Annotated in this window: 17 protein-coding genes; 11 read left to right on the top strand and 6 right to left on the bottom strand. The window is 54.4% G+C overall.

The window, feature by feature from the left end; genetic code table 11:
• Positions 1-4 precede the first annotated feature (4 nt).
• Together F1728_RS29340 and F1728_RS29335 are read right to left on the bottom strand one after the other, a co-directional pair.
• Positions 5-466 carry a YiiD C-terminal domain-containing protein gene (locus F1728_RS29340; protein WP_155366977.1) on the bottom strand — a complete coding sequence of 154 codons (462 nt, stop codon included), beginning with the start codon at positions 464-466 and terminating at the stop codon, positions 5-7.
• A 110-nt stretch (positions 467-576) separates the two neighbouring features.
• Entirely contained in the window at positions 577-1,368 is a 792-nt protein-coding gene (locus tag F1728_RS29335) for a hypothetical protein (protein WP_155366976.1), read from the bottom strand.
• A 356-nt stretch (positions 1,369-1,724) separates the two neighbouring features.
• On the opposite strand from F1728_RS29335, the gene F1728_RS29330 reads away from it, so the two are divergent.
• The 3 genes from F1728_RS29330 (at position 1,725) to F1728_RS29320 (ending at position 5,911) form a co-directional block, all read left to right on the top strand.
• Positions 1,725-2,465, top strand: a complete 741-nt coding sequence (locus tag F1728_RS29330) for an alpha/beta hydrolase (protein ID WP_155366975.1) — start codon at positions 1,725-1,727, stop codon at positions 2,463-2,465.
• A 201-nt stretch (positions 2,466-2,666) separates the two neighbouring features.
• Positions 2,667-4,988: a hypothetical protein gene (locus F1728_RS29325; RefSeq protein ID WP_155366974.1), complete on the top strand. Its 2,322-nt coding sequence runs from the start codon at positions 2,667-2,669 to the stop codon at positions 4,986-4,988.
• Positions 4,985-5,911, top strand: a complete 927-nt coding sequence (locus F1728_RS29320) for an ABC transporter ATP-binding protein (RefSeq protein ID WP_145440961.1) — start codon at positions 4,985-4,987, stop codon at positions 5,909-5,911. The genes F1728_RS29325 and F1728_RS29320 overlap by 4 nt, the downstream gene beginning before the upstream one ends.
• A gap of 66 nt (positions 5,912-5,977) precedes the next feature.
• Here the strand turns inward: F1728_RS29320 and F1728_RS29315 are convergent, their stop codons facing one another.
• A complete protein-coding gene (locus tag F1728_RS29315) occupies positions 5,978-6,784 on the bottom strand; it encodes a carboxylesterase family protein (protein ID WP_194242589.1) in 807 nt (268 codons plus the stop codon).
• A gap of 375 nt (positions 6,785-7,159) precedes the next feature.
• On the opposite strand from F1728_RS29315, the gene F1728_RS29310 reads away from it, so the two are divergent.
• The 3 genes from F1728_RS29310 to F1728_RS29300 all read left to right on the top strand — a co-directional run bounded on the left by F1728_RS29310 (position 7,160) and on the right by F1728_RS29300 (position 11,563).
• Positions 7,160-9,952: a HEAT repeat domain-containing protein gene (locus tag F1728_RS29310; RefSeq protein ID WP_194242588.1), complete on the top strand. Its 2,793-nt coding sequence runs from the start codon at positions 7,160-7,162 to the stop codon at positions 9,950-9,952.
• Between the two features lie 124 nt (positions 9,953-10,076).
• Positions 10,077-10,442 (top strand): STAS domain-containing protein, encoded by a 366-nt coding sequence (locus F1728_RS29305; protein ID WP_145041575.1) that lies wholly within the window; start codon positions 10,077-10,079, stop codon positions 10,440-10,442.
• A gap of 53 nt (positions 10,443-10,495) precedes the next feature.
• Positions 10,496-11,563, top strand: coding sequence for an LOG family protein (locus F1728_RS29300; RefSeq protein WP_155366972.1), 1,068 nt, complete (start codon positions 10,496-10,498; stop codon positions 11,561-11,563).
• Here the strand turns inward: F1728_RS29300 and F1728_RS29295 are convergent, their stop codons facing one another.
• Positions 11,564-12,190, bottom strand: coding sequence for an RNA polymerase sigma factor (locus F1728_RS29295; RefSeq protein ID WP_155366971.1), 627 nt, complete (start codon positions 12,188-12,190; stop codon positions 11,564-11,566).
• 196 nt (positions 12,191-12,386) lie between these two features.
• On the opposite strand from F1728_RS29295, the gene F1728_RS29290 reads away from it, so the two are divergent.
• Positions 12,387-14,648 (top strand): serine/threonine-protein kinase, encoded by a 2,262-nt coding sequence (locus tag F1728_RS29290; RefSeq protein ID WP_155366970.1) that lies wholly within the window; start codon positions 12,387-12,389, stop codon positions 14,646-14,648.
• 9 nt (positions 14,649-14,657) lie between these two features.
• On the opposite strand, the gene eno is transcribed toward F1728_RS29290, so the two are convergent.
• A complete protein-coding gene (gene eno / locus F1728_RS29285; RefSeq protein ID WP_155366969.1) occupies positions 14,658-16,025 on the bottom strand; it encodes a phosphopyruvate hydratase in 1,368 nt (455 codons plus the stop codon).
• 111 nt (positions 16,026-16,136) lie between these two features.
• Entirely contained in the window at positions 16,137-17,180 is a 1,044-nt protein-coding gene (locus tag F1728_RS29280; RefSeq protein ID WP_155366968.1) for a phosphotransferase family protein, read from the bottom strand.
• A gap of 387 nt (positions 17,181-17,567) precedes the next feature.
• On the opposite strand from F1728_RS29280, the gene F1728_RS29275 reads away from it, so the two are divergent.
• From F1728_RS29275 to F1728_RS29260, 4 genes are all read left to right on the top strand, one after another.
• Positions 17,568-18,461 (top strand): hypothetical protein, encoded by an 894-nt coding sequence (locus F1728_RS29275; protein WP_155366967.1) that lies wholly within the window; start codon positions 17,568-17,570, stop codon positions 18,459-18,461.
• 137 nt (positions 18,462-18,598) lie between these two features.
• Positions 18,599-19,537 carry a PIG-L deacetylase family protein gene (locus F1728_RS29270; RefSeq protein ID WP_228030399.1) on the top strand — a complete coding sequence of 313 codons (939 nt, stop codon included), beginning with the start codon at positions 18,599-18,601 and terminating at the stop codon, positions 19,535-19,537.
• A 272-nt stretch (positions 19,538-19,809) separates the two neighbouring features.
• Entirely contained in the window at positions 19,810-22,920 is a 3,111-nt protein-coding gene (locus F1728_RS29265; RefSeq protein ID WP_155366966.1) for a DUF1553 domain-containing protein, read from the top strand.
• Between the two features lie 57 nt (positions 22,921-22,977).
• Positions 22,978-24,465 carry a DUF1501 domain-containing protein gene (locus F1728_RS29260; RefSeq protein WP_155366965.1) on the top strand — a complete coding sequence of 496 codons (1,488 nt, stop codon included), beginning with the start codon at positions 22,978-22,980 and terminating at the stop codon, positions 24,463-24,465.
• Positions 24,466-24,474: the final 9 nt, after the last annotated feature.

The raw sequence follows: 24,474 nt of genomic DNA, 5'->3' as shown, positions 1-24,474 counted from the left end.
GGGTTCAGACGTCTGACAATTCACGAATGACGAAGATCCCCTTAATGGTCGCGGCAACCTTGCCGTTGACCATTACCTGGGGATTTAGTTCTATCCGGGCTCTGCCTTTCCGCTGCAGAGATGCCAGGAATGTTTCCCACACGGGCTCCTCCGGGAACAGGCATGCCCCTTCAAAATCAGCCTCGATGGGGCGCTGGAACTCGATTTCACTTTTGTGAATCACGATTTTATATCTGCGTTCACAACCATGTAGACGCAGATGGATCAGGGTCCAGCCGGCCAGGATTCCGAGACTGGCAATGCTGCCTCCAAAGGCAGTCTCCTGGTGATTCAGATTCGGCTTCAATCGGGCCAGCAGCCGCAGGCGATCCGGTTCAGGAGGCATCACTTCCAGCTGCATGGCGCGGGTGATTGGAATATGCTCATGCAAATAAGCGGTCACTTCCTCAGCATCATAGTCAAGCATACTTCCCGTTCCTGATTAAACGTCACGTCAGTCAGGAACATGTTGACGCATCCTCTCCGAAAAGACAAGTGGCTGAAAATTCATATCCACTCTGGCTGAAGTGCAGATCCTTATTCCGGCATCGGCAGTGGTGGCAGAAATTCGGGTCCTTCCAGAGTCGGTGGCGTGGACTTCTGCTGCGGAGCAGGAAACACCGGTGCGGTCTTGCGAGACGGCTTCCAGTCGGAATCGCGCTCTGGCTGACGTGGCTGGAGCGGTGGGGACCGCTGCGGTGTCCGGTTGGCAGGAAACTCAGGTTGCAGATCTGAGTCGGTTCCCGGCACCGGCGCCGGAAACGTCCGTTTCCCCGGCACCGCAACAGGAGGTGCATAATGAGCCTGTAACTGTCGAATTGAAAACTGCATCCCCTGCAAAGTTCCGTAGACTTCATTGAGACTCTGTTCCGGAATCATCTGATAAGGAAATCCCTGACAGCGAAAACAGGGATCCGGATATCCGTTGCCGCCATAAAAGACATATCCATTCGGCCCGGTCGGCTTGATTACCGGACTAGTCAGGACCGGTAACCGGGCCGATTTCAGCGTCTGCTCCAGATCCGTAACCAGCAGTTCCAGATCGACCAGTGCCTGATCCATCCCCTGGACGGGTGCCTTCAGGATGATCATCCGCTGAATGTCATCCGCCAGTGCATGGATCTCACGTGCCTTCGAGTAGTACATGCGCTGTCCACGAATCCCCCGAAATCGGCTGCGAATCTCCCGGCAGAGCTGAAACGAATCACGATTCAACTGGCTCCCTAACACTTCCGGCCCCGGCGACTGGGCATACAGGCCCCTCTCCTGCATGAACCACAGTCCCAGTAAGAGAACTATCAGGCCGAATTGTCTGGTGCGCTGAAACATCGTGATTCTCCTTCGATCAGATCCAGAGAGTCTGATCCCCCTGGCATACTCCTGCATCAATCAGTGTGCGTGCCTCAGGAAGGTCGCAAACCATGTTCCAGAATGGGCTGAGAAGCTTCAGAACTGCAGTAACTCTAGAATTATCAGAGTTTTAATCAAACCCGTTTCATTGAGAGCTCATCACAGCCGTTACCAGATGACGACAGAGTGGTGCGGTTTCGATGACAATCGCCACAAATTGATTCAGACGGCTGGCTGCGCGATTGATAAAATGGCTCTGCGCAGACACAATCAGTGCTGTAAATCAATAACTCATAACTCTTTTAGCGTTTTCATACTGAATCGACGGTAATCTCATGGCTCTCACAACTCGTACCTTCGGTCCTCTCAGCTGCCAGATCTATGATCAGCTTCCCGCTGAGACGAAACCTCAAATCATCGCGGTCGTCTCACACGGATTTGGTGCCCCCGGCGACGACCTGGTTCCCCTGGGTCCGGAAATTCTTCGACAGAATGCGGCACTCGCGGACAAGGTTCAATTCGTATTTCCCGCAGCCCCCCTCTCTCTGATTGAGATGGGAATTCCCGGTGGACGTGCCTGGTGGATGCTGGATGTCGCCGCTCTGAATGAAGCAATCGCAACCGGAAAAATCCGGGATCAGCGCGGTCAGACTCCGGATGGACTGCTGGAAGCGGGCCAACAGTATCGTGCGATGCTCGATGCATTGCTGCAGGAAACAGGCGTCCCGCTGTCTCAGTGCGTGCTTGCTGGGTTTTCACAGGGTTCCATGGTATCCACTGAAGTGGCTCTGCAGTTACCCGAGCCCCCAGCCGCACTGGCAATCTGGTCAGGCACTCTGCTTTGTGAAGAACGCTGGGGTGTCCTGGCGGATCAATCAGCCCGGTTTCCTGTTCAGCAGAGTCATGGCACTCAGGACCCGATTCTGCCTTTCGATGGGGCGATCTGGCTGAAAGAGATGCTGGAACAACGGGATTATGCGGTCGATTTCACAGAATTCGTGGGTCCCCACACCATCCCACAGCCCGCACTGGACAAATTCGGCAGCCTGCTTGCTGATCTGACGAGCAGTCTTTGAGTGAATAACAGGTTAATCCTCGGAAACCCTTTATTTGTCAAGGCCTTGTATTGAGACTGATCTCCACTCAGGACATAATAACAACAGCGAATTCACGTGATACATTCCAATTGACTTTTGAGTTCTTCAGACGACTCAAATCCATTACCAGAACTGTTTTCGGGCCTCTGTCCCGGCTTCCGGGGACAGAATTAAGATAGCATGAAATCACCTCTCGTATTCCGAACCCCACTCATTTCCATGCTGCTGTTACTGCTGTTCTGGGCACAGCCTTCCCTGTCGCCTGCAGCGGAACAGTCTGGTGCTGTTGAAGTCGAGCAGGTCCAGGTCGGTTTTGGCGGCATCTACAAGGTGGGACGCTGGGTTCCTGTGACGCTCAAAGTTACGACAAAAGAAGCCACCAGTCTGCAATTCACGGTTACCGCCCTCTCCCCGGACGGAAACCCGACGGAAGTCCCCTCGCAGGCCTTTGAATGTCCGCAACCAGGTGAGTACCAGTTACGCTCCCTGTTCAAAGCAGGTTTGCTGGACTGCCCCTTACGGATCCGATTGAAAGAGGCCAAATCCCAGGCGGTCCTGCAGGAGTTCGCTTACACACCCCGATCTGCACAAAATCAGTTCGCAGGCATGGGAATCAAACAGTCAGTGGAGCTCTGGGCGACCATCGGTGAGGTAGCCGGATATGACACGATCCCTGAAACGGAACTGGAGACACTCGACCCGAATCTGGATCAGTACAGCGTTCAGATTTCCGATCAGGCACTCTTGCCCGAAGACGCCTATGGCTATGACACCCTCGACACTCTGATTGTCGACAGCGACTACAATGTGGATGGGGTGAAAAACAGAGCGATTCGAGACTGGGTCGCTAGCGGCGGTCACCTCGTGATCTGCGTAGGCACTGACCAGGAGGCGTACCAGCAGAGTGATTTCGCCAAATGGATTCCAGTCAAGATTCTGGGAACCAGCCGCGTACGTGAGCTGAGCAGCCTCGAACTGTACGCAACCGTCCGCTCACGAATTCGTGGTGTCGCCACTGCTTCTCGCATTCAAATTGACGCCGGCGAAGTACTGGCCACCTCGCTGGATGGTCCGCTACTCGTCCGTGTTCCTTTTGGACTGGGTGTGGTCACATTCCTGGCTTTAGATCTGAATACAAGTCCGCTGTCCGGCTGGGACGGACTGGAAAACCTCTGCCCCAAACTGGCACTCCGTGGAAATCAGGTCACCGCCACGCGCAGCAAAAATGCCGAGCTGGGTAAACGGATTTCGCAGACCGGAATTTCCGAGCTCGAAACACAGATGTTTCATTCACAGCAGAATTTCCTGGGTGTCAAACGTGCCTCACACTGGTGGGTCATGGGATTGATTCTGGTCTATCTGCTGATCATCGGCCCCCTCGATTACCTGGTCGTACATCGAATTCTGAAGAAACCGCATATCACCTGGTTCACTTTTCCAACAATGGTCCTGCTGGCTGCCGGCTGGGGTGTATTGACCGCCCAACAGAACAACGGCTCCCAGTTACATTCGACTCAATTGAATCTGACAGACTACGATGCCACCACCGGGCAACTCCGCGGGCGGTTTTACCTGAATCTCTACAGCCCGGAAACGCGGCGTTACCAGGTTCAGGTGATGTCTCAAATTCCCACAACCACAGCCCAGTCTGACAAGTTTCCGACACACCTCTGCTGGAATGGTCTGCCGGAAACCACGTTTGCCGGCATGTATCGCTCTGCCGAAGGCACGATTACGGGCCCCACGTATGCGTTCACTCCGGATTCCACCGAAATCAAAAATCTGCCCCTGCTGAAATGGGGCACCAAAAGTCTGCTGGGAGACTGGTCACAGCAGCAGCCAGAGCTGCTCACTTCGAATCTGACAGGGAACAGCCTGGGGCAACTCTCCGGGGACCTGACGCAGCATTTTTCCGGTCCTCTGAAGGACTGGGTGCTGGCGTATGGCAACCGGATCTACCTCCCCCTCGTCAATCCGGAACAACTGGAAGACTCATACATTCCTGCCGACCAGGTCTGGGACATCAATGGTCCGCTGGTCGAATCGCGTAACATCAAAGGTTATCTTACTGGTTCGGTTTCGCGACGGATCGCCGCCCGCGGCGCGAATGCGGGTAATGTTGTCACCGAGCAGACAGAATACGATGCCTTCTCCAAAAACGCTTACCAGATCCTGAAGATTCTGACATTCCATGAAAGCTCAGGGGGCTTCGGCTATACAGGGCTCTCCAATATCGCCGCCGAGCAACTGGATCTCACCGAACAATTGCGGCTGGGACGAGCAGTGCTGTTCTCTCGACTGGATCAGCCCCTCAGCCAGGTAAAGCTGGACGACACCGAGTTGCCTCAGGATCAGCAGGACACCTATCTGCGTGTCGTGATCCCCGTGAAACGCTCGCGGGAAATTCAATACGAGTTACCTTCGCTGGACGAAAAAGAGAACAAAGAAAAAGAAGAACTGCCCCAGCAGCAGGACACACCTACCGGGAGTGATCAAGAGTGATTGAAACACGTAATTTAACCAAACGCTACGGTAACCTGGTTGCCGTGAATAATATCAATCTGAACCTGGGTGAAGGTGATGTCTTCGGTTTTATCGGCCCCAACGGTTCGGGCAAAACCACGACCATGCGGATGATCGCCACGCTGCTCAGTCCGGACTATGGCGAAGCCTATGTTTGCGGGAAATCGATCTACACGCATCCCGAAGAAATCCGTCGTCTGGTCGGCTTCATGCCCGACTTCTTCGGCGTCTATGACGACATGACCGTGATCGAATACCTCGAGTTTTTCGCCTCGGCTTATCGCATCAAAGGGCCACAGCGCCGCAAGGTCTGCGAAGAGAAACTGGAACTGGTCGACATGACATTCAAACGGGACGCCATGGTCAATCAGCTGTCCCGCGGCCAGACTCAGCGAATCGGGCTGGCACGTGTGCTGTTGCATGAACCGCAGGTACTGCTCCTCGACGAACCCGCCAGTGGTCTCGACCCCCGTGCCCGTATCGAAATCCGTAACCTGCTCAAACGACTGGGGGAAATGAAGAAGACCGTGATCGTTTCCAGTCACATTCTTCCCGAACTGGCAGACGTCTGTACGCGGGTCGGCATGATCGAAAAAGGAAACCTGATCGTCGATGACAACGTCGATGAGGTCATGAAGAAAGCACGTCAGCGGATTCTGCTGCATGTTGCGGTGACTGAGAACACCGACAAGGCATCAGCCCTGCTGGAAAAGCATCCCCAGGTTTCTCAGCTGGAAATCAAGAAAGATGAAATGCTGGTGACGCTGCAGAATGATGTGAAGGACTATACCTTCATTCCCTCGCTACTGATCGGAGAAGGCTTCCAGCTCAAGTTGTTCCGTGAAGAAGAAATCAACCTGGAAACTGCCTTTATGGAATTGACCAAAGGTCTCGTTCAATAAACATTCCGTATCAGAGAACAGGTTGACGCAGCAGTCTACGTCAACCTGATTCACTGATCGTGATGACTACTTCTTCTTTTTCGCTGCTTCACGCTTTGCTTTGCGTTCTGCTTCTGCTTTGGCTTCCGCGGCTCTGACTTCCTTTTCGGGTTTGCGTTTCTGCTTCAGCAGCCATTCGTAAACCTCGGGGTTGTTGTAGGTTTCCGTCCAGGAATCGTGTCCGGCTTCCGGATAGATCGTAAACGAAACATCGGCCTTTTCTTTCTTGAGCACATCGACCAGGGTCTGCGAACGTTCCAGAGGCACAGCGCCATCTTTCGCGCCGTGGAAAACCCAGATAGGAACGTGTTTGATTTTCTTGACCCAGAACTTTTCACCACCGCCGCAAATCGGCACCAGGGCGGCGAAGCGATAAGGGGTATAAGCGGCCAGGGACCAGGTACCGAAGCCTCCCATACTCAGGCCCGTTACATAAATCCGGTCTTTATCGACCTTGTACTTCTTTTCAATGTCATTCAACAGAGCCGTCAGTTCCACAGGCTGCCAGAGTTGCTCTTCAGGACACTGGGGAGAAACCACGATGAAGGGGAACTGCTTTCCGTTCTTGATCAGCTTGGGAGGACCGTGGACCGTCACCAGATCCAGATTATCTCCCCGCTCTCCGGCACCGTGCAGAAACAGCATTAAGGGCCACTTTTCTTTCTCATCATAATTCTCGGGCAGATAGATCAGGTAATCCATGTTGACCGGAATCGTGGTTTTGAGCTCTGCAGCCCCCTGCTTGCCCGACTGTGCTTTTTCTTCCGCCTGGATGGAAGCCCCGCTCATCAGCATGAGCAGTGCCAATGCTCCTGGTAACATTTTTCGCAACATAGGTCTTTTCTCTCCATATCCTGATTTTTGGTTCTGTGAAGTTAAGCAAGATAGATCCAGAGCATGACATACCCACAGTCTCTCCGCAAGCGAACCATGGAAGCGAAATAGAGACTCCCTCGCCGTCAATCCAGGAAATATACACAGCCTTCACAAAGAGCAGTTCATCCCATTTTAACAATATCAGCCCCACGAACAGCGACCTCCGCAGCCACCAATGAATGGAGACTGCTCTTCACCTAAATTCAGTCATCTGTTATTGTTCGGTCCTCAACTCCCGCTTCTGTTCCAGAAGTGAATCGAACTCACATCCCAACCTACCGATCAGTTTCGCGCATGAAATCTGCTTCCCCCCGCGGAATCAATTTAGCCCGAGTGTCAGAGGTTCGTCGAAGTCATCAAAAATGGCTGTCGTGGACTCTCCCGCTTCTGGTCTGCGCGGCACTCTCTGGATGTCAGAAAAGTCTGTTACAAAACGTCAGTGAAACGCCGGTCGTAACTGCCTTCAAAGAGGTAGAGACCTTCAAACCAGAGATCCCCGCCGAGTTGGAAGGCTTAAACGTTTATCTCTCCCAGGATCTGTGGGTCAAAAACCATCACTGGTCTCCGTATGACGAATGGATAACGCTTCGCGATTTAAAAACAACGGAGCTCTCTGCCCCACACAACCATCGCTGGCTGTTTGGCGTCAAACAGGACAGCTCTCCTCTACAACAGGTCGCGCAAGCTGTCGAAACGCCTGATAAGTCAGCAAAAGCAGAACAGGACGCAGACGATACCACAGCAGAGAAATCAGCTGGGGCTGAGAAACCGACTGCTCCCAACAACAAGTCAGCAGCAGAGAGCTGGTCGTTCAATGCCCTGCACGACTTCTTCCACCGGGAAGAAGACAGCGAACCGACGCATAAGTCACAGAAAATTGCCGCCCTGCAACAACTGGCCGCACATGATACACTGGCAGGCTGGAACGCAACCATCCTCTGGGCCACCCTGGCCCCCCGGACTGCGGCCGACACCATTCCGACGCTGGAGAAGCTGGTCTGTGAAGCGGATAAGCGTTCGGATTCCGAATCAAAGTCTGACAAGAAACAGAAAGCCAGCGTTTCGCCAGGCATACGACTCGCGGCACTCAATGGTCTCTCGCTGGTACTGGCACATGCAGACGCGCTGCCTATTGAGACTAAGCAACGCCTGACCCAACTGCTTTCGCATCCTGATATTTCCTTCAAGCTGCGAGGGGAACTCTACCGCAGCCTGTCACGTTTCATGCCACCTGCTCAAATCACATCCATGAACCAGTCGATGGATATCACTGACAGCAACGCGTTGCCACCGAAGGAACTTCGCCGGGCGGCCCTGGAAGGCTGTATCATGCACGGCCTCTGGTTTTATGCGGAACCGGATCAGTTTTCCCATCGCAGTGCAGCCTCACAACAACCGCGTCCTTACCAGTCTTCTGCCTGGCCTGAGAATATCATGCAGGTTCGCTGGGATCCGGATGCCATCATTCGCTGGAACTTCGGCTACTGGGCGGCCGTGGTTCGTCATCCCGACGCCGAAGCCATCCTGACAGCACAGCTCAAAGACGCTGATATGCTGGTGCAGAACAAAGCTATCAGAAACCTGGGACTGCTGGGCAGCGACTCTGCCCTCCGCATCTTGAAACAGCAATCCACCCGCCCCCAGGAAACAGTACGTGTCGCCGCAGCGACAGGCCTCAGTTCCTGGGGTCCGGTTTACCTGGCTGGCCTGGGAGATGACAGTTCCTCTGCCGTACGCCTGGCGGTCGCCGAAGGTCTGGGACAGTCTCCTACGGCTGATGCCGCCTTGCAGCTGAAGTCCCTGATCAATGACCGCAGCACCGAAGTACAACTCACCGTGATTGAATCGATCCGACACTGGCCAGACGAACTGGCTATCCCACTCCTGCTGGAAGGGATTAAGGAAGGCGTCTTCAAAACACGCCGCGCCAGTGTGTTGCAGCTGACTGAACGGACGGGTGTCGGCGGGATCATCTCCATCGAAGCCTCACGTGAAGAACGGACAGCCGCCATCCAGTCACTGGTGCAGTCGGGACAACTTCCCGGCGGATTCTGGACTCAGTTGATGCAGCAGGGAATCCATCAGGAATCCCGCGTGAATCAGGGACGTGTCGCGGAACTGCAGGCTTACTTCCAACAGTTGATCAACCAGAGCCCCGACGCTCCCGGCTGGCAACACGCTTTCCAGGAGTTGACCCAGTTGACACCCGAAGAAGTCAATCAGCTGGAGAAGATGATTCTGGAGACATCGGTTGCCATCCCGGATGAGGTATACAGCGACCTGCTTCCCAAACTCGATACAAATTACGCCGCACTCCAGCAGTTAAATAGTTCGCATGTCACCGACCGGCGTCAGGCGGCCCAGCAACTGTTTATGAGCTCACAGAAATCTTCGCTCAATCCGGTGATCGTCAAACGTCTGCGTACCATGATGTCCCGGGAACAGGACCGGCTCGTCTGGCGGATTGTGATGGAATCGATCTCCCGAGACAGCTATGAAGAGGCCGCCCAGCTTGCCCTGCTGGCAATCAATCACAACTGGCCTGACATTCGGGTGCTGGGCTGTGAGTATTTTGGTGCTCACGGAATTCCCCAGTATGCCCCCTGGGTCTTACCCCTGTTGAATGACAGCAACCACTCCGTGCAACTGGCCGCCATCCGTGCCCTGGGACAATGCCATAATCCCATCGCCATCAATGGGGTTCAATCCGACGAACAAAACCCGTCGCGACCGGCGTCACTGCGGAACCTGTTAACCCATTCGAATCAGCGTGTCCGCTTTGAAACCGTGGTCGCTTTGAGCCACCTGGGCGACTTCCAGGGCATGCAGGAACTGGTGCGTCTTTCCAACGACACCCGCAGTGCAGTCAGGCGGGACGCCGTGCGGGAAATGGGAGAATCGGGACAGACGCGCTTCGTAGAACCACTGATCCAGATGGCCTGGACCGAACGTAACTCGTCCACCCTGGAAGAGATTCTGAGCAGCCTGGGCAGACTGGTTCCCCCATCCGATCAACCAGCGGAATTGAAGACGGTTTCCAGCCCCAGCGAACAGGCGAAAATCTGGATGAACTGGTGGCAAACTCAGCACTCAGGGTCCAGTTCGCGGCTGTCTACAGGGCGTTAAGTGTGAAATCTCGTTTTTGGGCCTCTAGTAGCCTGTTCTCGCCTCGGTGTTCACAGTATTATGGGCTGTAATTGCACTCATATTCAGTATCCAGAGAATCACATCTTCACCGCGGAACGACTTCATGACGAACTACCACGACGATTTTCAATTGGAATGGCATGGAAACACGGTTGTAATCATTCCGGCGAGCAACGTGGAATCTATGAGCTGGGACCTGATCGAACAGGCCGCTGATATCGTCATGGCACCGTTGCAGGAAGTCGAAATTCCCATGGTTGTTTTTGACTTGAGTGATGTGAGTTACTTTGGCTCAGTCTTCCTGGCCCTGCTGCTGCGATGCCACAAACATGTGCGCAGTCGTGGAGGCGAACTGGTTCTGTGCGGTGCCAGTAAAATGGCCAGCGAATTACTCCGCATTACGGCGTTAGACACCCTCTGGGCGATTTACGAAACCAGGGACGAAGCCCTCGATGCCCTGATGGGTTAACGATTTTTTACCAGCCTTCATCTCGACCAGCTACATTAAAGGATTAATTGATCATGTCGAGGAAATATCGAAAAACCCGCCCCCGCGTTTCAGAGTCTGACGTACTGCCAACGGAACACTGCACCGAGCTGTATCCGCACGAATCGATCATTGCCAGTATCAAAGACACAGCTGACAAACTCAAGCAGGACCAGGCAACGCGCGGCGACCTCAAGATTCTCGACCGGGCACTCAAAGAACTGCGCTATGCTTTCAAGGTTTTCACACCTTACCGCAAGCAGCGAAAAGTGACCGTCTTCGGCTCAGCCCGAACTCTGCCCGACGATCCCGCTTACCAGCAGGCCCTGCACTTCGGTCGTAGAATGGCGGAAGAAAAATGGATGACCGTTACCGGCGCCGGCCCGGGGATTATGGAAGCCGCCCACGTAGGTGCTGGGACCGATATGTCGATGGGCGTCAACATCATGCTCCCGTTCGAGCAGGAACCCAATTACGTCATCCATAAAGACGAAAAACTGGTCAACCTGAACTACTTCTTCACTCGCAAACTGCTGTTTGTGAAAGAGGTCCACGCGATCGTCTGTTGTGCGGGTGGATTCGGCACCCAGGACGAAGCATTCGAAACCCTGACGCTGGTTCAGACCGGGAAACGGGATCCGATGCCCATCGTCTTACTGGAAGCGCCGGGAGGCACGTACTGGAATGACTGGAAAGCTTACATTGAAAACAATCTGCTGAAGCATGAACTAATCTCTCCGGAAGACTTGTCACTGTTTCATATCACCGATGACATCGAAGATGCCGTCGACGAAATCATCGGTTTTTACAGCGTCTACAACAGTATGCGGTACGTAAACGGACGCCTGGTACTGCGTCTGCACGTCGAGCCCAGCAATGAATTCGTGGAACAGCTCAACATCGAATTCAAAGACATTTTGGAATCAGGTATCATCACCAAGGTCGATGCCCATGATCTGGAAATGGACGACGAACACCTGGTCGACCTGCCTAGGATTTCGCTGCTGTTCAACCGCAAAAACCTGGGACGCTTACGGCAGATGATTGACCGCATCAACTCGGAACTGTCTCCCGCTCCTGGCGAAGAGGAGGAAGAAGAATAGTCAGCCTCCCAGCAGACTTTTAAATTCATCTTCCTGTTTGAGCTGCTCCTGCAGCTTTGCCATCGCCCGGCTGACGAGCACCCGCACTGCCACATCCGATTTACCCAGCTGGTCAGCGATCTCACTGGAATTAAGTCCTTCAACATATTTCAGTCGAATGGCCTCGCGACTTTCCTCGGGGAGAGACTCCAGTGCGGTCAGAAGTTTCATTTCCCGGGCACCGCGGGAGAACGCCTGGCTGGGGCTGGTCATACTGGCTACCAGCAGATCCATAAAACCCTGCCCTGCTGCATCACCACCAGCAGGCTGACGAATCTCCCGGCCAGCAGCCCGCTTCTGCACCTGGAAGTATTTGCGGTGATTATCAATGATCCGCCGTTCTGCGAGATGACAGAGCCAGTTAAAGGGAGTTTTCTTTTCGAAATCAAATTCAGAAAATGTTGAGACGGCATTCAGCGAGACTTCCTGCAGAATGTCGTTCGCTTCCACTTTGGATTTCAGCGCATCACTCATGTTTTTGTTGATGAACGCCAGCAAAGGGGCACGATGGATTTCGAGAAATTCCAGCAGCGCGGGATCGCTGCCCTGCTGAATCCGTTGGATCAATTCTTCAATATCTGCCGCCATGCCGCTTCTTACTTCCTGCCTGAGTTCAACCATTTACGCACAGCATTCTGCTTTCATCGCCGTGCAGGATTGATTACCATGTGGACTGTATTACAGAAGACATTGACATTTTATAGCACGTCTAGCGCCTGTCAGCCACATAAACCTGCTCGATTCCAGGTCTGAATCCGCCAGACCATTACCCGGGAGTTCACTGTTGTCCGAAGCTACGCCAGGTCTTGAATCAACAGAGAGCCAGCTTGCGCTTGATGCGTTGACTGAAGCCATGGAACAGTTTGTTTCCGACTGGGAGTCTGCAGAAGAACCGCCCGAGTTACGTGCTTATCTTTCACAAACGAAGCCGGTCCCGGTTTTTCTGTTGAGCGAGTTGATCAAAATCGACCTCGAATATCGCTGGCAGCGTTTCAATTTCCCTAAACGCCTGCAGGAATACCTTGAGGAATTCCCCGAACTGCAGACCGCGAGTCTGCCCGTTGACCTGCTCTATGAAGAATATCATCTCCGGCGGCAGAACGGATTTGATGTCGATCCCGACGAATACTTGGGCTACCTCCCCACGGGTAGTCCACAACTGCAGCAACTCTTCGATCTGGATCATGCCTACCAGACCACCAGTCTGTTTCACAAGATCCGACCTCAGACATGGCATCAGTTTCAGCCCGGACAGACAGTAGATGATTTTGATCTGCTGACCCTGCTCGGTCAGGGTGCGTTTGCCCGCGTCTTCCAGGCCCGCCAGAATTCGATGCAGCGTCTGGTCGCTTTGAAAATCTCGGAGGATTCCAGCGACGAACCACAGACCCTGGCTCAGTTCGACCACGAAAATATCGTACGGGTGTTTGACCAGCGCATCCTTCCCGATGAAAAACTGCGTCTGTTGTATATGCAGTATCTGCCGGGAGGAACTCTGCAGTCAGTGATAGAACTGATTCGCAAAACGGCGCCCGCAGAGCGTTCAGGCAGCCTGCTGGTTTCCGCTTTGAACCAGTCACTGGAATTGCGGGGAGAAAGCCGACCAACCGAGTCGGTCACCTACCAGACCCTGAATTCACTCACCTGGCCCGAGACGATCTGCTGGATCGGCATCCGGCTGGCGAAGGCGCTGGACTATGCTCATCAGAAAGGAGTCCTGCACCGCGACATCAAGCCTGCGAATGTGCTGCTGACTGCGGAAGGGGTTCCCAAACTGGCCGACTTCAACATCAGCTTCAGCTCGCATGTGACAGGGACGACACCCGCAGCCTATTTCGGGGGCAGCCTGGCTTACATGTCGCCCGAACAGCTGGAAGCCTATGATCCGACACATACGCGCCTGCCCGAAAGCCTGGATGAGCGCAGCGATCTCTTTTCGCTGGGGCTGATGCTGGCCGAGTTGCTGACCGGAAAACGCCCCTTTGAGAATCCTGCGATGACCGACAGCTGGTCCAGCCTGCTCAGCCAGATGATCGAACAGCGCAAAGCCGGTCAGAGCCTGCAGGCAGCTCCTCAGCACCTGCCCCCCGATTGCCCCGAGCATCTGATTACCGTACTCCAGAAATGCCTGGCTCCCGATCCTGCAGAGCGGTGGAATTCGGGCCAGGAACTGGCCAGCCAGCTCGAGTTATGTCTGAATCCACGTGCCCAGCAGATCCTGTTTCCTTCATCGAAAAGCTGGTTTGCCCGTTGCACCGGGTGTGAAGTACTGATCATAATTTTAATCGTCGCGATACCTAATATCCTGGCGGGACTGTTTAACTTTTTCCACAACCAGAAGCACATCATCGAGCAACTGAAAAATTCGCAGGATGCCTTCTGGAATATTCAGACCACCATCAACCTGATCGCCTATCCGACTGGCCTCGGTCTGATGGGCTGGCTCACCTGGACACTGGTCAGAGAACGCGCCCCGAAACGAGCTCCTGCGCAGCCCGCTGCACCACCAGATACGATGCTACAGAAACGCTGTCTGCGACTCGGACACTATGCCGCCCTGATCTGCACCACGCTCTGGATCATCGCGGGGATCGCCTATCCGGTGAGCATGCATTACGCCATCGGTTCGCTGCCGGTCTCTGCGTATCTGCATTTCCTGGGATCTCTGCTGCTCTGCGGCCTGATCGCTGCCAGTTACCCGTTTTTTGGGGTCACCTATTTCAGCCTGCATACGATTTATCCGCAACTGATCGAGCGGGCTGATTTCAGCCAGCAATCTCCTGAGCCACTGGAGCGACTCAAGAAATTGAGCTGGGTCTATCTGATCCTGGCGTTCCTGGTACCGATGCTCAGCATCGCCGCCCTGGCGATATTAAACCTGGATGACAAACTCGCCATCGTGCTGATTACGGTCGCAGGCACACTGGGAGCGGTCAGTATCTTTCGCGTCTTCCAGTCGCTTCAGGCTGACCTGGATGCACTCATCACGCTCTACTCCCGGAACCAGCGCGGTCCACAATCGGCTTCGCTCTCCGGAATCAACTGAAAGACCTGCTTACCGCTGCAGACTCGAGAAGATTCCGCCTCCATGGTAGGGAGCCCGATCCGCCAGCAGTTCTTCGAGTCGCAGCAGTTGGTTGTATTTGGCCAGGCGTTCGCTACGTCCCACGGAGCCCACCTTCAGCTGACCGGCACCGGTTGCCACAACCAGGTCGGCGATGGTGGTATCTTCGGTTTCACCGCTGCGTGCAGAGACGACGGGCCAGTAACCGTGATCGATGGCCATCCGCAGGGTTTCCAGCGTCTCGGTCAGAGTGCCGATCTGGTTAAGTTTGACCAGCACACTGTTCGCAGTCTGACTGGAGATTCCCTGCTGCAGCCGCTGTCGATTGGTCACGAACAGATCGTCGCCAATCAGCTGCACGCGATGCCCCAGGCGTTCGGTGAGTTTCTTCCAGCCTTCCCAGTCATCTTCGGCCAGGCCGTCTTCGATACTGACGATCGGATAGGTGTCGACCCAGCGTTCCAGCATGTTAATCACATCGTCAGCTGAGAGTGCTTCCTCCCCCGTCGCATTCAGATGATAGGTGTTACTCTCTGCATCATAGAAGTGCGTACTCGCGACATCCAGACCGATGGCGACATCGTCGCCTGGTGTCAGGCCCGCGGCTTCGATGGCACCGACCACGTATTTGACCGCTTCGCTGTTACAGGAGAGTTTGGGACCGTAGCCCCCCTCATCACCGATGAGGGTGCCTTCATGTCCCGTCTTGTTGAGGATCTGTCCCAGACGACGGTAGATGGTGACGATCCATTCAAAGGCCTGACGATACGAGGTCGCTCCGACCGGCAGAATCAGGAAATCCTGGAAATCAAGATTGCGACCTGCGTGTAATCCCCCTGAGATCATGTTGACCATCGGGAGCGGAAGGGACATCGACTTTGCGAGAAGGGAAGTCCGCGCCCTCTGTCCCGGTTCGACACCGGTCTGCGACTCAAGATAGTCCGACCAGATTTCCGCAAAGCGTTCCACGGGGCTCTGCTGTTGTGACTCGGCAGAAGCGTAGGCCGCAGCCAGGGAGGCTCCCAGAATCGCGTTCGCTCCCAGCCGAGATTTATTTTCTGTTCCGTCCAGTTCGCGAAGCCGATCATCGATGGCCCGCTGATCAGCGGCATCCTGACCGATCAGTGCATCCGCAATTTCGCGGCGGACATTCTCGACAGCGCGAGTCACTCCCAGACCGTCAAAGCGGGCAGGATCCTCGTCTCGCAGTTCGACGGCTTCGAACTTTCCGGTGCTGGCGCCACTGGGCACGATGGCCCGCCCCGGACGACAATTGGCACAACAGATTTCGACCTCCACCGTGGGATTGCCCCGACTGTCAAATACTTCGCGTGCCTGCACATACTCGATTTGTGTCATGACAGAATACTCTCCCGTCTGCCTTAGTGGTTCCGAAATATTGCCTGACGCTCTCAGACAGTTCCTTATTTAAACATAACAGGATTCTCGGGCCGCGTCACCCGAGCCCCTTCAGGAGATCAGCATCTCCCGCAGTCTTTGAAACGCCTGCGGCAGGGAAGCCGGTGCGTCCAGAATCAGCGATAGTGCGAAAGATCGAACCTGGTCCTGCTGCGCGCTGGAGAGGTAATCGACCGTACTCTTACCATCGACGCGGGCCAGCATGCAGGCTGCCAGATGTTTGATGGTCCGCTGACCGATCTGTGGTTCCTCCATTTTAGCAGTCTCGGGACTCGGCTCCAGAGGCGCGACGACCTCGGTGCTGAGGTAGGACTCCCAGAATGTTTCCGCCAACTCAATACAGTGTGTTCCCTCTGCCTGAAAATGAATGGCCTTGAGCAGGAGGTGACTCAGAAAGAATCCCAAATCGAAAGCCGGATCACCAAAATGGGCCGTCTCAAAATCGACCAGATGGATCTGCTCGTCGGTGATCAGGATATTCTTGGGACTAAAGTCCGCCAGTACCAGGCAGAGCCGATGCGCGGACATTTCCTCAATCAGTTCTGCAACCCACTCTTTGATTTCCGGATGTGAGCGAACAATGAAGCGGTAGAAGGGATCGATGCGCAGCTGGTCAAAGATCTCCCAGTCCCCCCACCGCTGCTGATAGCCTTCCTGAAGGAATGACTTTCTGTGGATGGCGCTCAGATATTTCCCCAGTTCGCGGGCCACCGTTTGTTCTACTCGGCCGTCCAGCAGTTCTGCCTTCCAGACCCTGTGATCGGCGGCGATCGCTTCCATGGCGAACAGGTAGTTGTCCCGATCCTCGAACAGCACACGCGGAACCACCCCCGCAGGTAACAGTTGCTCCAGTTCCTGCATCACTTCCAGTTCGCGCCAGATCCGTTCCAGCTGACTGAACCACTCGGCCTGGGTCCGCAGCTGCTTGCGGGACTGCTTGATCACAAAATCGGCGTCCGCTGCCCGATCTATACGAATGACGATATTGGAAACGCCCCAGGCCAGGGCCTCTGCATCCGCCTGCTCGTCAGGTTTCAGCTGTCCCTGTTCCCTGAGATACTCAATCACGTTCTCCGCAGTGATCTCCCGCTCCATGTTTTCTTCCCATAAGTTGATAACTGGTAAGCGTTAATCGTGTTTTGACCGCTTCATCATAATCTGAGATTCCTTCTCTTAACAGGCTTAGAATGCGCTTCCCCGGAGGAAATCAGCAGGCGGTGAGCTCAAAGCGCTTTCCTCACCAGCCGCATAACCTGCATAATCAGCTGCTACGCAGGAATTACCTGACCGGTTTGACTTTAACAGCCGGCAGGTTGAGTTGTGAAAAACTTGGTTTACCAGCAACTTTTTGTTGCCAGAACCAATTTGTATGCTGTAAGATGATAATGTTGGGTTAGTTGTAATAAATAGCTGATTCAGCGACTTCTCGTCTTACACCACACGAAAGTGGTATTTTCTCCGTGAACCACAGGAACGTTTTCTATGTTGTCCACAAAAACCGCGTCCCGATTTTTGACAATTCTGACCGCTGGCTGCCTGGCTCTCTGCCTGAGCACAAACGTGGAGGCCGGCAAAAAATCGATCCGTCCGCAAAAATATGATCCTTCTGCAGAAAAGGTAGACGATCTGTTTGACGCCATGGAATCCGGTCTGGTCGATGTCGAAATCATCGCGAAGAGCTCCAAAGGTGGCAACGTTCTGATTACGAACAATAACGATAAACCGTTGAACGTAAAATTGCCGGAAACATTCCTGGCAGTTCAGGTTCTTAAGCAGGGTGCCCTCGGCGGTGGCTTGGGTGGCGGTCTGGGCGGTGGCTTAGGCGGCGGGCTCGGTGGCGGCCAGGGTGGTCAGGCACAGACAGCCGGCGGTGGTGCCGGCGGTGGTCTGGGCGGCGGACTCGGTGGTGGATTAGGGGGAGCCGGTGGCGCTGGTGGTGCCGGCGGTGGTTTCTTCTCTGTTCCTCCTGAAAAAACTGTTTACGTTCCTTACACTTCGGTCTGTCTCGAACACGGTAAAAAAGAGCCTTCCTCACGGATGGAATACCGGATGGTCAAAACTGAAGACATGGTCAAAGATCCTGCTCTGCAGGAACTGCTGAAGCTGGTCGCAACCGGCCGGGTTAACCAGCAGGCAGGTCAGGCAGCAGCCTGGCACCTCGCCAACAAGATGAGCTGGCAGGAACTCGCTTCAAAATCAATCAAACACGTTGGTGGTCTGCCACCTTCGCCTTACTTCAATCCTGCTGAACTGCAGTTCGCCGTTCAACTGGTTGGCATTTCTCACGAACGTGCCCGCAACCGGAAAGACGTCGACAAATCTGAAGAAGCCCCAGCCCGGGCTCAGACAGAAACTGTTCGCAGCTTTTCCAAGTAAAGCAATGCAAGACATCATAAGGCTCGCTTCGGCGAGCCTTTTTTTATGCGCCACACTACCATCTGGTCAAGCGGTCCGGTATTTTGGATACATGTCTCAAAATTGATCTGAATCCCCCTCAACCGGAGCTCTCGACCATGATGCTGCTACTGCGAAACGTCATCTCCCCCCTGTTACTCCTGGCCTGCCCCCTGCTGATTCTCCCCTCCGCGCTCTCTGCTGCAGACAACGAACCGCTGCGCATCATCTGCTTTGGTGCGCATCCGGATGATGCGGAATATAAAAACGGAGGTACCGCAGCCTTGTGGGCCGAACAGGGACATAAAGTCAAACTGGTATCAGTCACGAATGGTGACATCGGTCACTTTGAGATGGCCGGCGGAACGCTGGCACAGCGTCGTAGCGCAGAAGTCAAAGCCGCGGGTAAGATCCTGGGAGTGGAAACAGAAGTTCTGGATATCCACGATGGCGAACTACTGCCGACTTTGGAGAACCGGAAAAAAATCGTCAAACTGATCCGGGAATGGAAAGCGGATCTGGTCATTTCGCATCGTCCGTGGGACTACCATCCCGACCATCGTTATGTTGGTGTGCTTGTGCAGGACGCCGCGTTCATGGTAACAGTCCCCTACTTCTGCCCGGATGTCCCGCGGCTGAAAAAGAACCCCGTCTTCATGTATTCGAGTGACGGCTTTCAGAAACCCTATCCATTCCGTCCAGATGTCGTTGTCGCATTAGACAATGTGTTTGAAAAGAAACTGAAAGCGGTTGCCCAACTGGTATCTCAGTCTCTGGAAGGGGGCGCTGGTGGCAGCCCGGAACGCGCCGCCAAAGTTCCTCCTGCGAATCCCCCGGAACTGCGAGTTGAACATCTCCGCCCTTCCTGGACACGACGTCAGTCGAACGAAGCCAACAAGTACCGCACAGAGCTGATTAACATTTACGGCGAAGACGTTGGTAAGCAGGTCAAATACGCCGAATCGTTCGAACTCTGCGAATACGGTTCACGCCCCAACAAACAGGCGTTACTCAAACTGTTTCCGATTGAAGCATCGATTCCCAAGGCAGACGAATAATCTGTAGTTGCGTTGCCTGAACAGCGGATAATCACCAATCAGACCTTGAGAGATGAGATTTACTCTTCTCTCAAGGTTTTTCACGTTATGGTCTGGTCAGAGGCACACGCGGTGAGAATAATTGACAATAGTAGTCTGATCCGATTACTATTATCTGTAACAGCGATCATCAAGGGGACTCACCTGTTCTCCCATGTTGCGATGGCGTAGCATTGGCCTTCCAGAGACGCACCCGGATCGTTGCATTGCCTGATAACAATGAGGGCAAGTCTATGAAATTCGGTCTACTCACATTTACCGGTTCCCTGTTTCTGCTCTCCTCGTCGCTGCTTCCGCCTGCGATGCTCTCTGCGAATGAAAAATCAGAGAAGACAGCGGCTGTCGATTTCCAGAAACAGATCCGTCCACTCTTCCAGGCCAAATGCTTTTCCTGCCATGGAAGTGAAGTTCAGGAGGGGGGATTCCGCCTCGATCTGAAAAGCCGCGCCCTCGAAGGGGGCGATAGCGGCATCGCCATTAAACCGGGACACAGTCACGAAAGCGAACTCTATCATCGCCTCGCCGGAACCGGGGAGGGGGATAAAATGCCCCCCGAAGGTGAAGGCACCCCGCTGACGAAAGAGGAACTGGCTCTGGTTGAATCCTGGATCAAGCAGGGCGCCGTCTGGCCTGAAGTCGCGGGGCAGAACAAGACGCCAGGCTCTGACCACTGGTCGTTCCAGCCGATCAAAGACGTACAGCCTCCCCAGGTCAAACAGTCAGACTGGGTCAAAAACGGTATCGATGCCTTTATCCTGCGAAAGCTGGAACAGGAAAATGTAACGCCTGCCCCCGAGGCAGATCGCAGCACACTCATCCGCCGCGCGTATCTGGATCTCACCGGCCTCCCCCCTTCCGTGGAAGAGTGGAAGCGCTGGAGTTCTGAACCGAGTCCGCAGTGGTATGAAAACATGGTTGATCAACTGCTGGAATCGCCGCATTACGGGGAACGCTGGGCCCGGCACTGGCTGGACCTGGCCCGATATGCGGACAGTGACGGCTATGAAAAAGACAGCAAGCGTCCGCATGCGTGGCGCTGGCGTACGTGGGTCATCAACGCACTCAATGAAGACATGCCGTTCGATCAGTTCTCCATCGAACAGATTGCCGGAGACCTGCTGCCGAATCCGGATACGAGCCAACTGGTAGCAACAGGTTTTCATCGTAACACGCTGATTAACCGCGAAGGGGGCACAGACCCGGAAGAAGATCGCGTCAAACGCACCGTGGACCGAACCAACACCCTGGGCTCTGTCTGGCTGGGCGTGACCGTGGAATGTGCGCAGTGTCACACGCATAAATACGATCCGCTCACACAGCGGGAATATTATCGGCTGTATGCTTTTTTCAATTCTCTGACCGAGCCGGATATCGGCGCACCATTGCCTGAAGAACAGGCGGCGTTTGAGAAAGCCAACCAGGTCTACCTCAAAGCACATGCGCCGCTGGTCAAAGCAGTCCAGGAATATGAACAGCATAAACTGGTCGGCTCGATGGAAAAATGGGAACAACAGAAACCGGACCAGAGTCCGGTCTGGAACATCCTGCAACCTGAGTCTCTCCAGGCAAAACAGAATACCACCCTCAGCGTGCTGCCAGACCGTTCTATTCTGGCATCCGGAGAAAACCCCGGACGGGCAGAAATTTATACGCTGACCTTTAAAACGAACCTGCAGAACATCAATGGTATTCGACTGGAAGCCCTGCCCGATCCGAGTTTGCCTCGCCAGGGACCGGGACGCAGTCCGACCGGCGATTTTGAACTGACAATGCTGACACTCAAGGCAGCACCGTTGAATGCGCCCGATAAAGCGAAAGAAATCGATCTGGAGAAAGCTCAAGCCAGCTTCGAGATGGCGGGCTTTAAAGTTGACCGCGTGATTAACAACAGCCCGCACACAGGCTGGTCAATCAGTCCTCAACAGGGGAAAAAACAGATCGCCACCTTTGAAACCAAAGAGAGCTTTGGCGATGAAAAAGGGATGTTGCTCACCGTCACGCTGCAGCAGTCGACTACCCGCAAACTGTATCACAACCTGGGCCGGTTTCGCTTGTCACTGACCACCGACAAAAAGCCGCTGCCCCTGACCGGGATGACAGACCTGATCGCCGAGACACTCAATACGCCAACCGATCAGCGGACTGAGGTCCAGAAACAGGAACTACGCGAATACTATCGCACGATCGATCCCGAGCTGAAGAAGCTGAAAGACCAGGAACTGGCTCACAGGAAAAAAGCCCCCCAGGATCCATCCGAGACCACGAAAGCTCAGGTCGTCGATCATCTGAAGACGCCACGTAAGACACGTCTGCTGGTCCGGGGTGACTTTCTGAATCCGGCGGATGAAGTTCAACCGAATACTCCCGCTGTGCTGCCTCCCTTGGAATCAGAAGAGCCATCTCGTCTGGATCTGGCCCGCTGGTTGTTCAATCCACAGCATCCGCTGACCGCCCGCGTAACAGTCAACCGGATCTGGAGCCGCTATTTCGGACGAGGCCTGGTCCCCACGATCAATGACTTCGGCACACAAGGAGAGGCCCCCTCACATCCCGAACTGCTGGACTGGCTGGCGACCCGGTTTCGCGAACAGAACTGGAGCATGAAACAGCTGCACCGGCTGATTGTGACCTCCGCCACTTATCGTCAGTCTTCCGAAAAACGTCCGGAACTGGCGGAACGCGATCCCTACAATGCCTGGTTGTCACATCAGAACCGTTTGCGAGTCGAGGCGGAAATTATCCGCGACGAAGCCCTCTCGGTCAGTGGTCTGCTCAAGCATAAGGTCGGCGGCCGGAGTGTGAACCCGCCTCAACCCGAGGGAATCGCCAGTCTGGGTTATGCGAATTCCGTCAAATGGCCGACCAGTAAGGGAGATGACCGCTATCGGCGGGGGCTTTACACATTCTTCCAGCGAACCGTGCCCTACCCGATGCTGATGACCTTCGATTCCCCTGATTCCAACCTGAGCTGCACCCGTCGCGAGCGTTCTAATACGCCGCTCCAGGCGTTGACGATCTGGAACGATCCGGTCTTCTTTGAATGCTCCCAGTCACTCGGCCCGCGGATTGTAAGTGAAACTCAGGGAAAGAACAGCAGCCTGGAACAGCGGATTCAGCATGCCTTCGAACTCTGCCTGACCCGGGAACCTGCGGAGTCAGAAGTCGAAATCATCAAACAGCTCTACCAGGAACAGACCCGACTGTTAAAGTCCGATCCCAAACTGGTAAGCGAACTGACCAGCAAACAGACGATTCCCGCGGGAAGTACTCCTCAGGAAGTCGCGGCCTGGATCATTATCGGCCGGGTGCTGCTGAACCTGGATGAATTCGTCACCCGCAGCTAGTTTTTCCACTGACAGCTATCATTATCTGAAATCATTTTTTGAGTCTGGATCATTGCCATGTTGAATCCTCCCACTGAATCGTTGAATCTGGCCCGACGTCGGTTTCTGATGAATTCATCCTGCAGTGTCGCCGGTTATGCCCTGGCTGCCATGATGCAGAAAGAAGGACTTCTGGCCGGGGAAGACTCAGGCAGTCTGGCCAATCCCCTGGCTCCGAAAGACTCCCATTTCCCCGGGACTGCGAAGAACTGCATCTTCATTTTCCTCGCCGGCGGTCCGAGCCAGATCGATCTGTATGACCCGAAACCCAAGCTGCAGGAATTGAACGGTCAGCCGCTCCCAAAAGAGCTGACAGAGAAAGTTCGGTTTGCGTTCATTAATAAAGAATCAGCGACGCTGAGTGGCAGTTCGCGCAAGTTCAAGAAGTATGGGGAATGTGGGACTGAGTTCTCGGATGTACTGCCTCACATCGGTTCCTGCGCAGACGATATCGCGCTGGTTCGCTCCATGTATACGGAACAGTTCAACCATCATCCGGCGCAGCTGATGATGAATACCGGCGTAGGACGGTTCGGTAGACCCAGTGTCGGTTCCTGGTTGACCTACGGACTGGGAAGTCAGTCCAACAACCTGCCCGGTTATGTCGTGTTGACGGCGGGTCGTGGCGCCAGTGGCGGGGCTTCGCTCTGGTCGAGTGGCTCACTGCCTTCGACGTATGCCGGCGTACTGTTTCGTAATCAGGGCGAGCCCGTATTGAATCTGAATAATCCACCGGGAATCAATTCTGCGATTCAGAAATCGGGGCTGGAAGCCATCAAGCAATTGAACCAGGAGCAACTGCAGCGCACGGGCGATGATGAGATTGCGAGTCGGATCGCCAGCTACGAACTTGCGTTCCAGATGCAGTCCTCGGCTCCCGAACTGATTGATCTCTCCAGTGAAACAAAAGAGACGCAGGAAGCCTACGGCGTGAATCGCAAGGGGAATACCAAGGAAGGCAAACGGGGAGGTGGCTCGGATACAGAAGCCGCCTTTGGACGTAACTGCCTGCTGGCACGTCGACTTGTCGAGCGTGGTGTCCGTTTTGTGAATCTGTATCACGCTTCCTGGGATCACCACAGCGGTCTGGATGCAGGAATCGAACGGAATGCAGGGATCGTGGATCAACCCGTGGCTGCTCTATTGAAAGACCTTAAACAACGCGGTCTGCTGGATTCCACACTGGTTGTGATGGCCGGGGAATTTGGCAGAACGCCTCTCGGTGAAAACCGAACGGGCTCTAAAGCGGTCACCGGACGTGACCACCATCCCAGTGCCTTCAGTCTCTGGATGGCCGGCGGTGGCGTAAAAGGGGGACAGGTTATCGGGAAGACCACTGAACTGGGTTGGTCGGTGGAAGAGGATCCCGTACACATCAACGATTTTCACGCGACCCTGCTGCACCTGTTCGGTTTAAACCACCTTAAACTGGCACAGAAATTCGGTGGCCTGGATATCCGACTGACCAATGTGGGTGGTAAAGTCGTAGATAAACTGATCGCTTAATCTGCAGTG

It is taken from the genome of Gimesia benthica (assembly GCF_009720525.1).
In the GTDB taxonomy this organism is placed as follows: Bacteria; Planctomycetota; Planctomycetia; order Planctomycetales; family Planctomycetaceae; genus Gimesia; species Gimesia benthica.
This window is presented reverse-complemented; position numbering and strand designations above follow the sequence as displayed.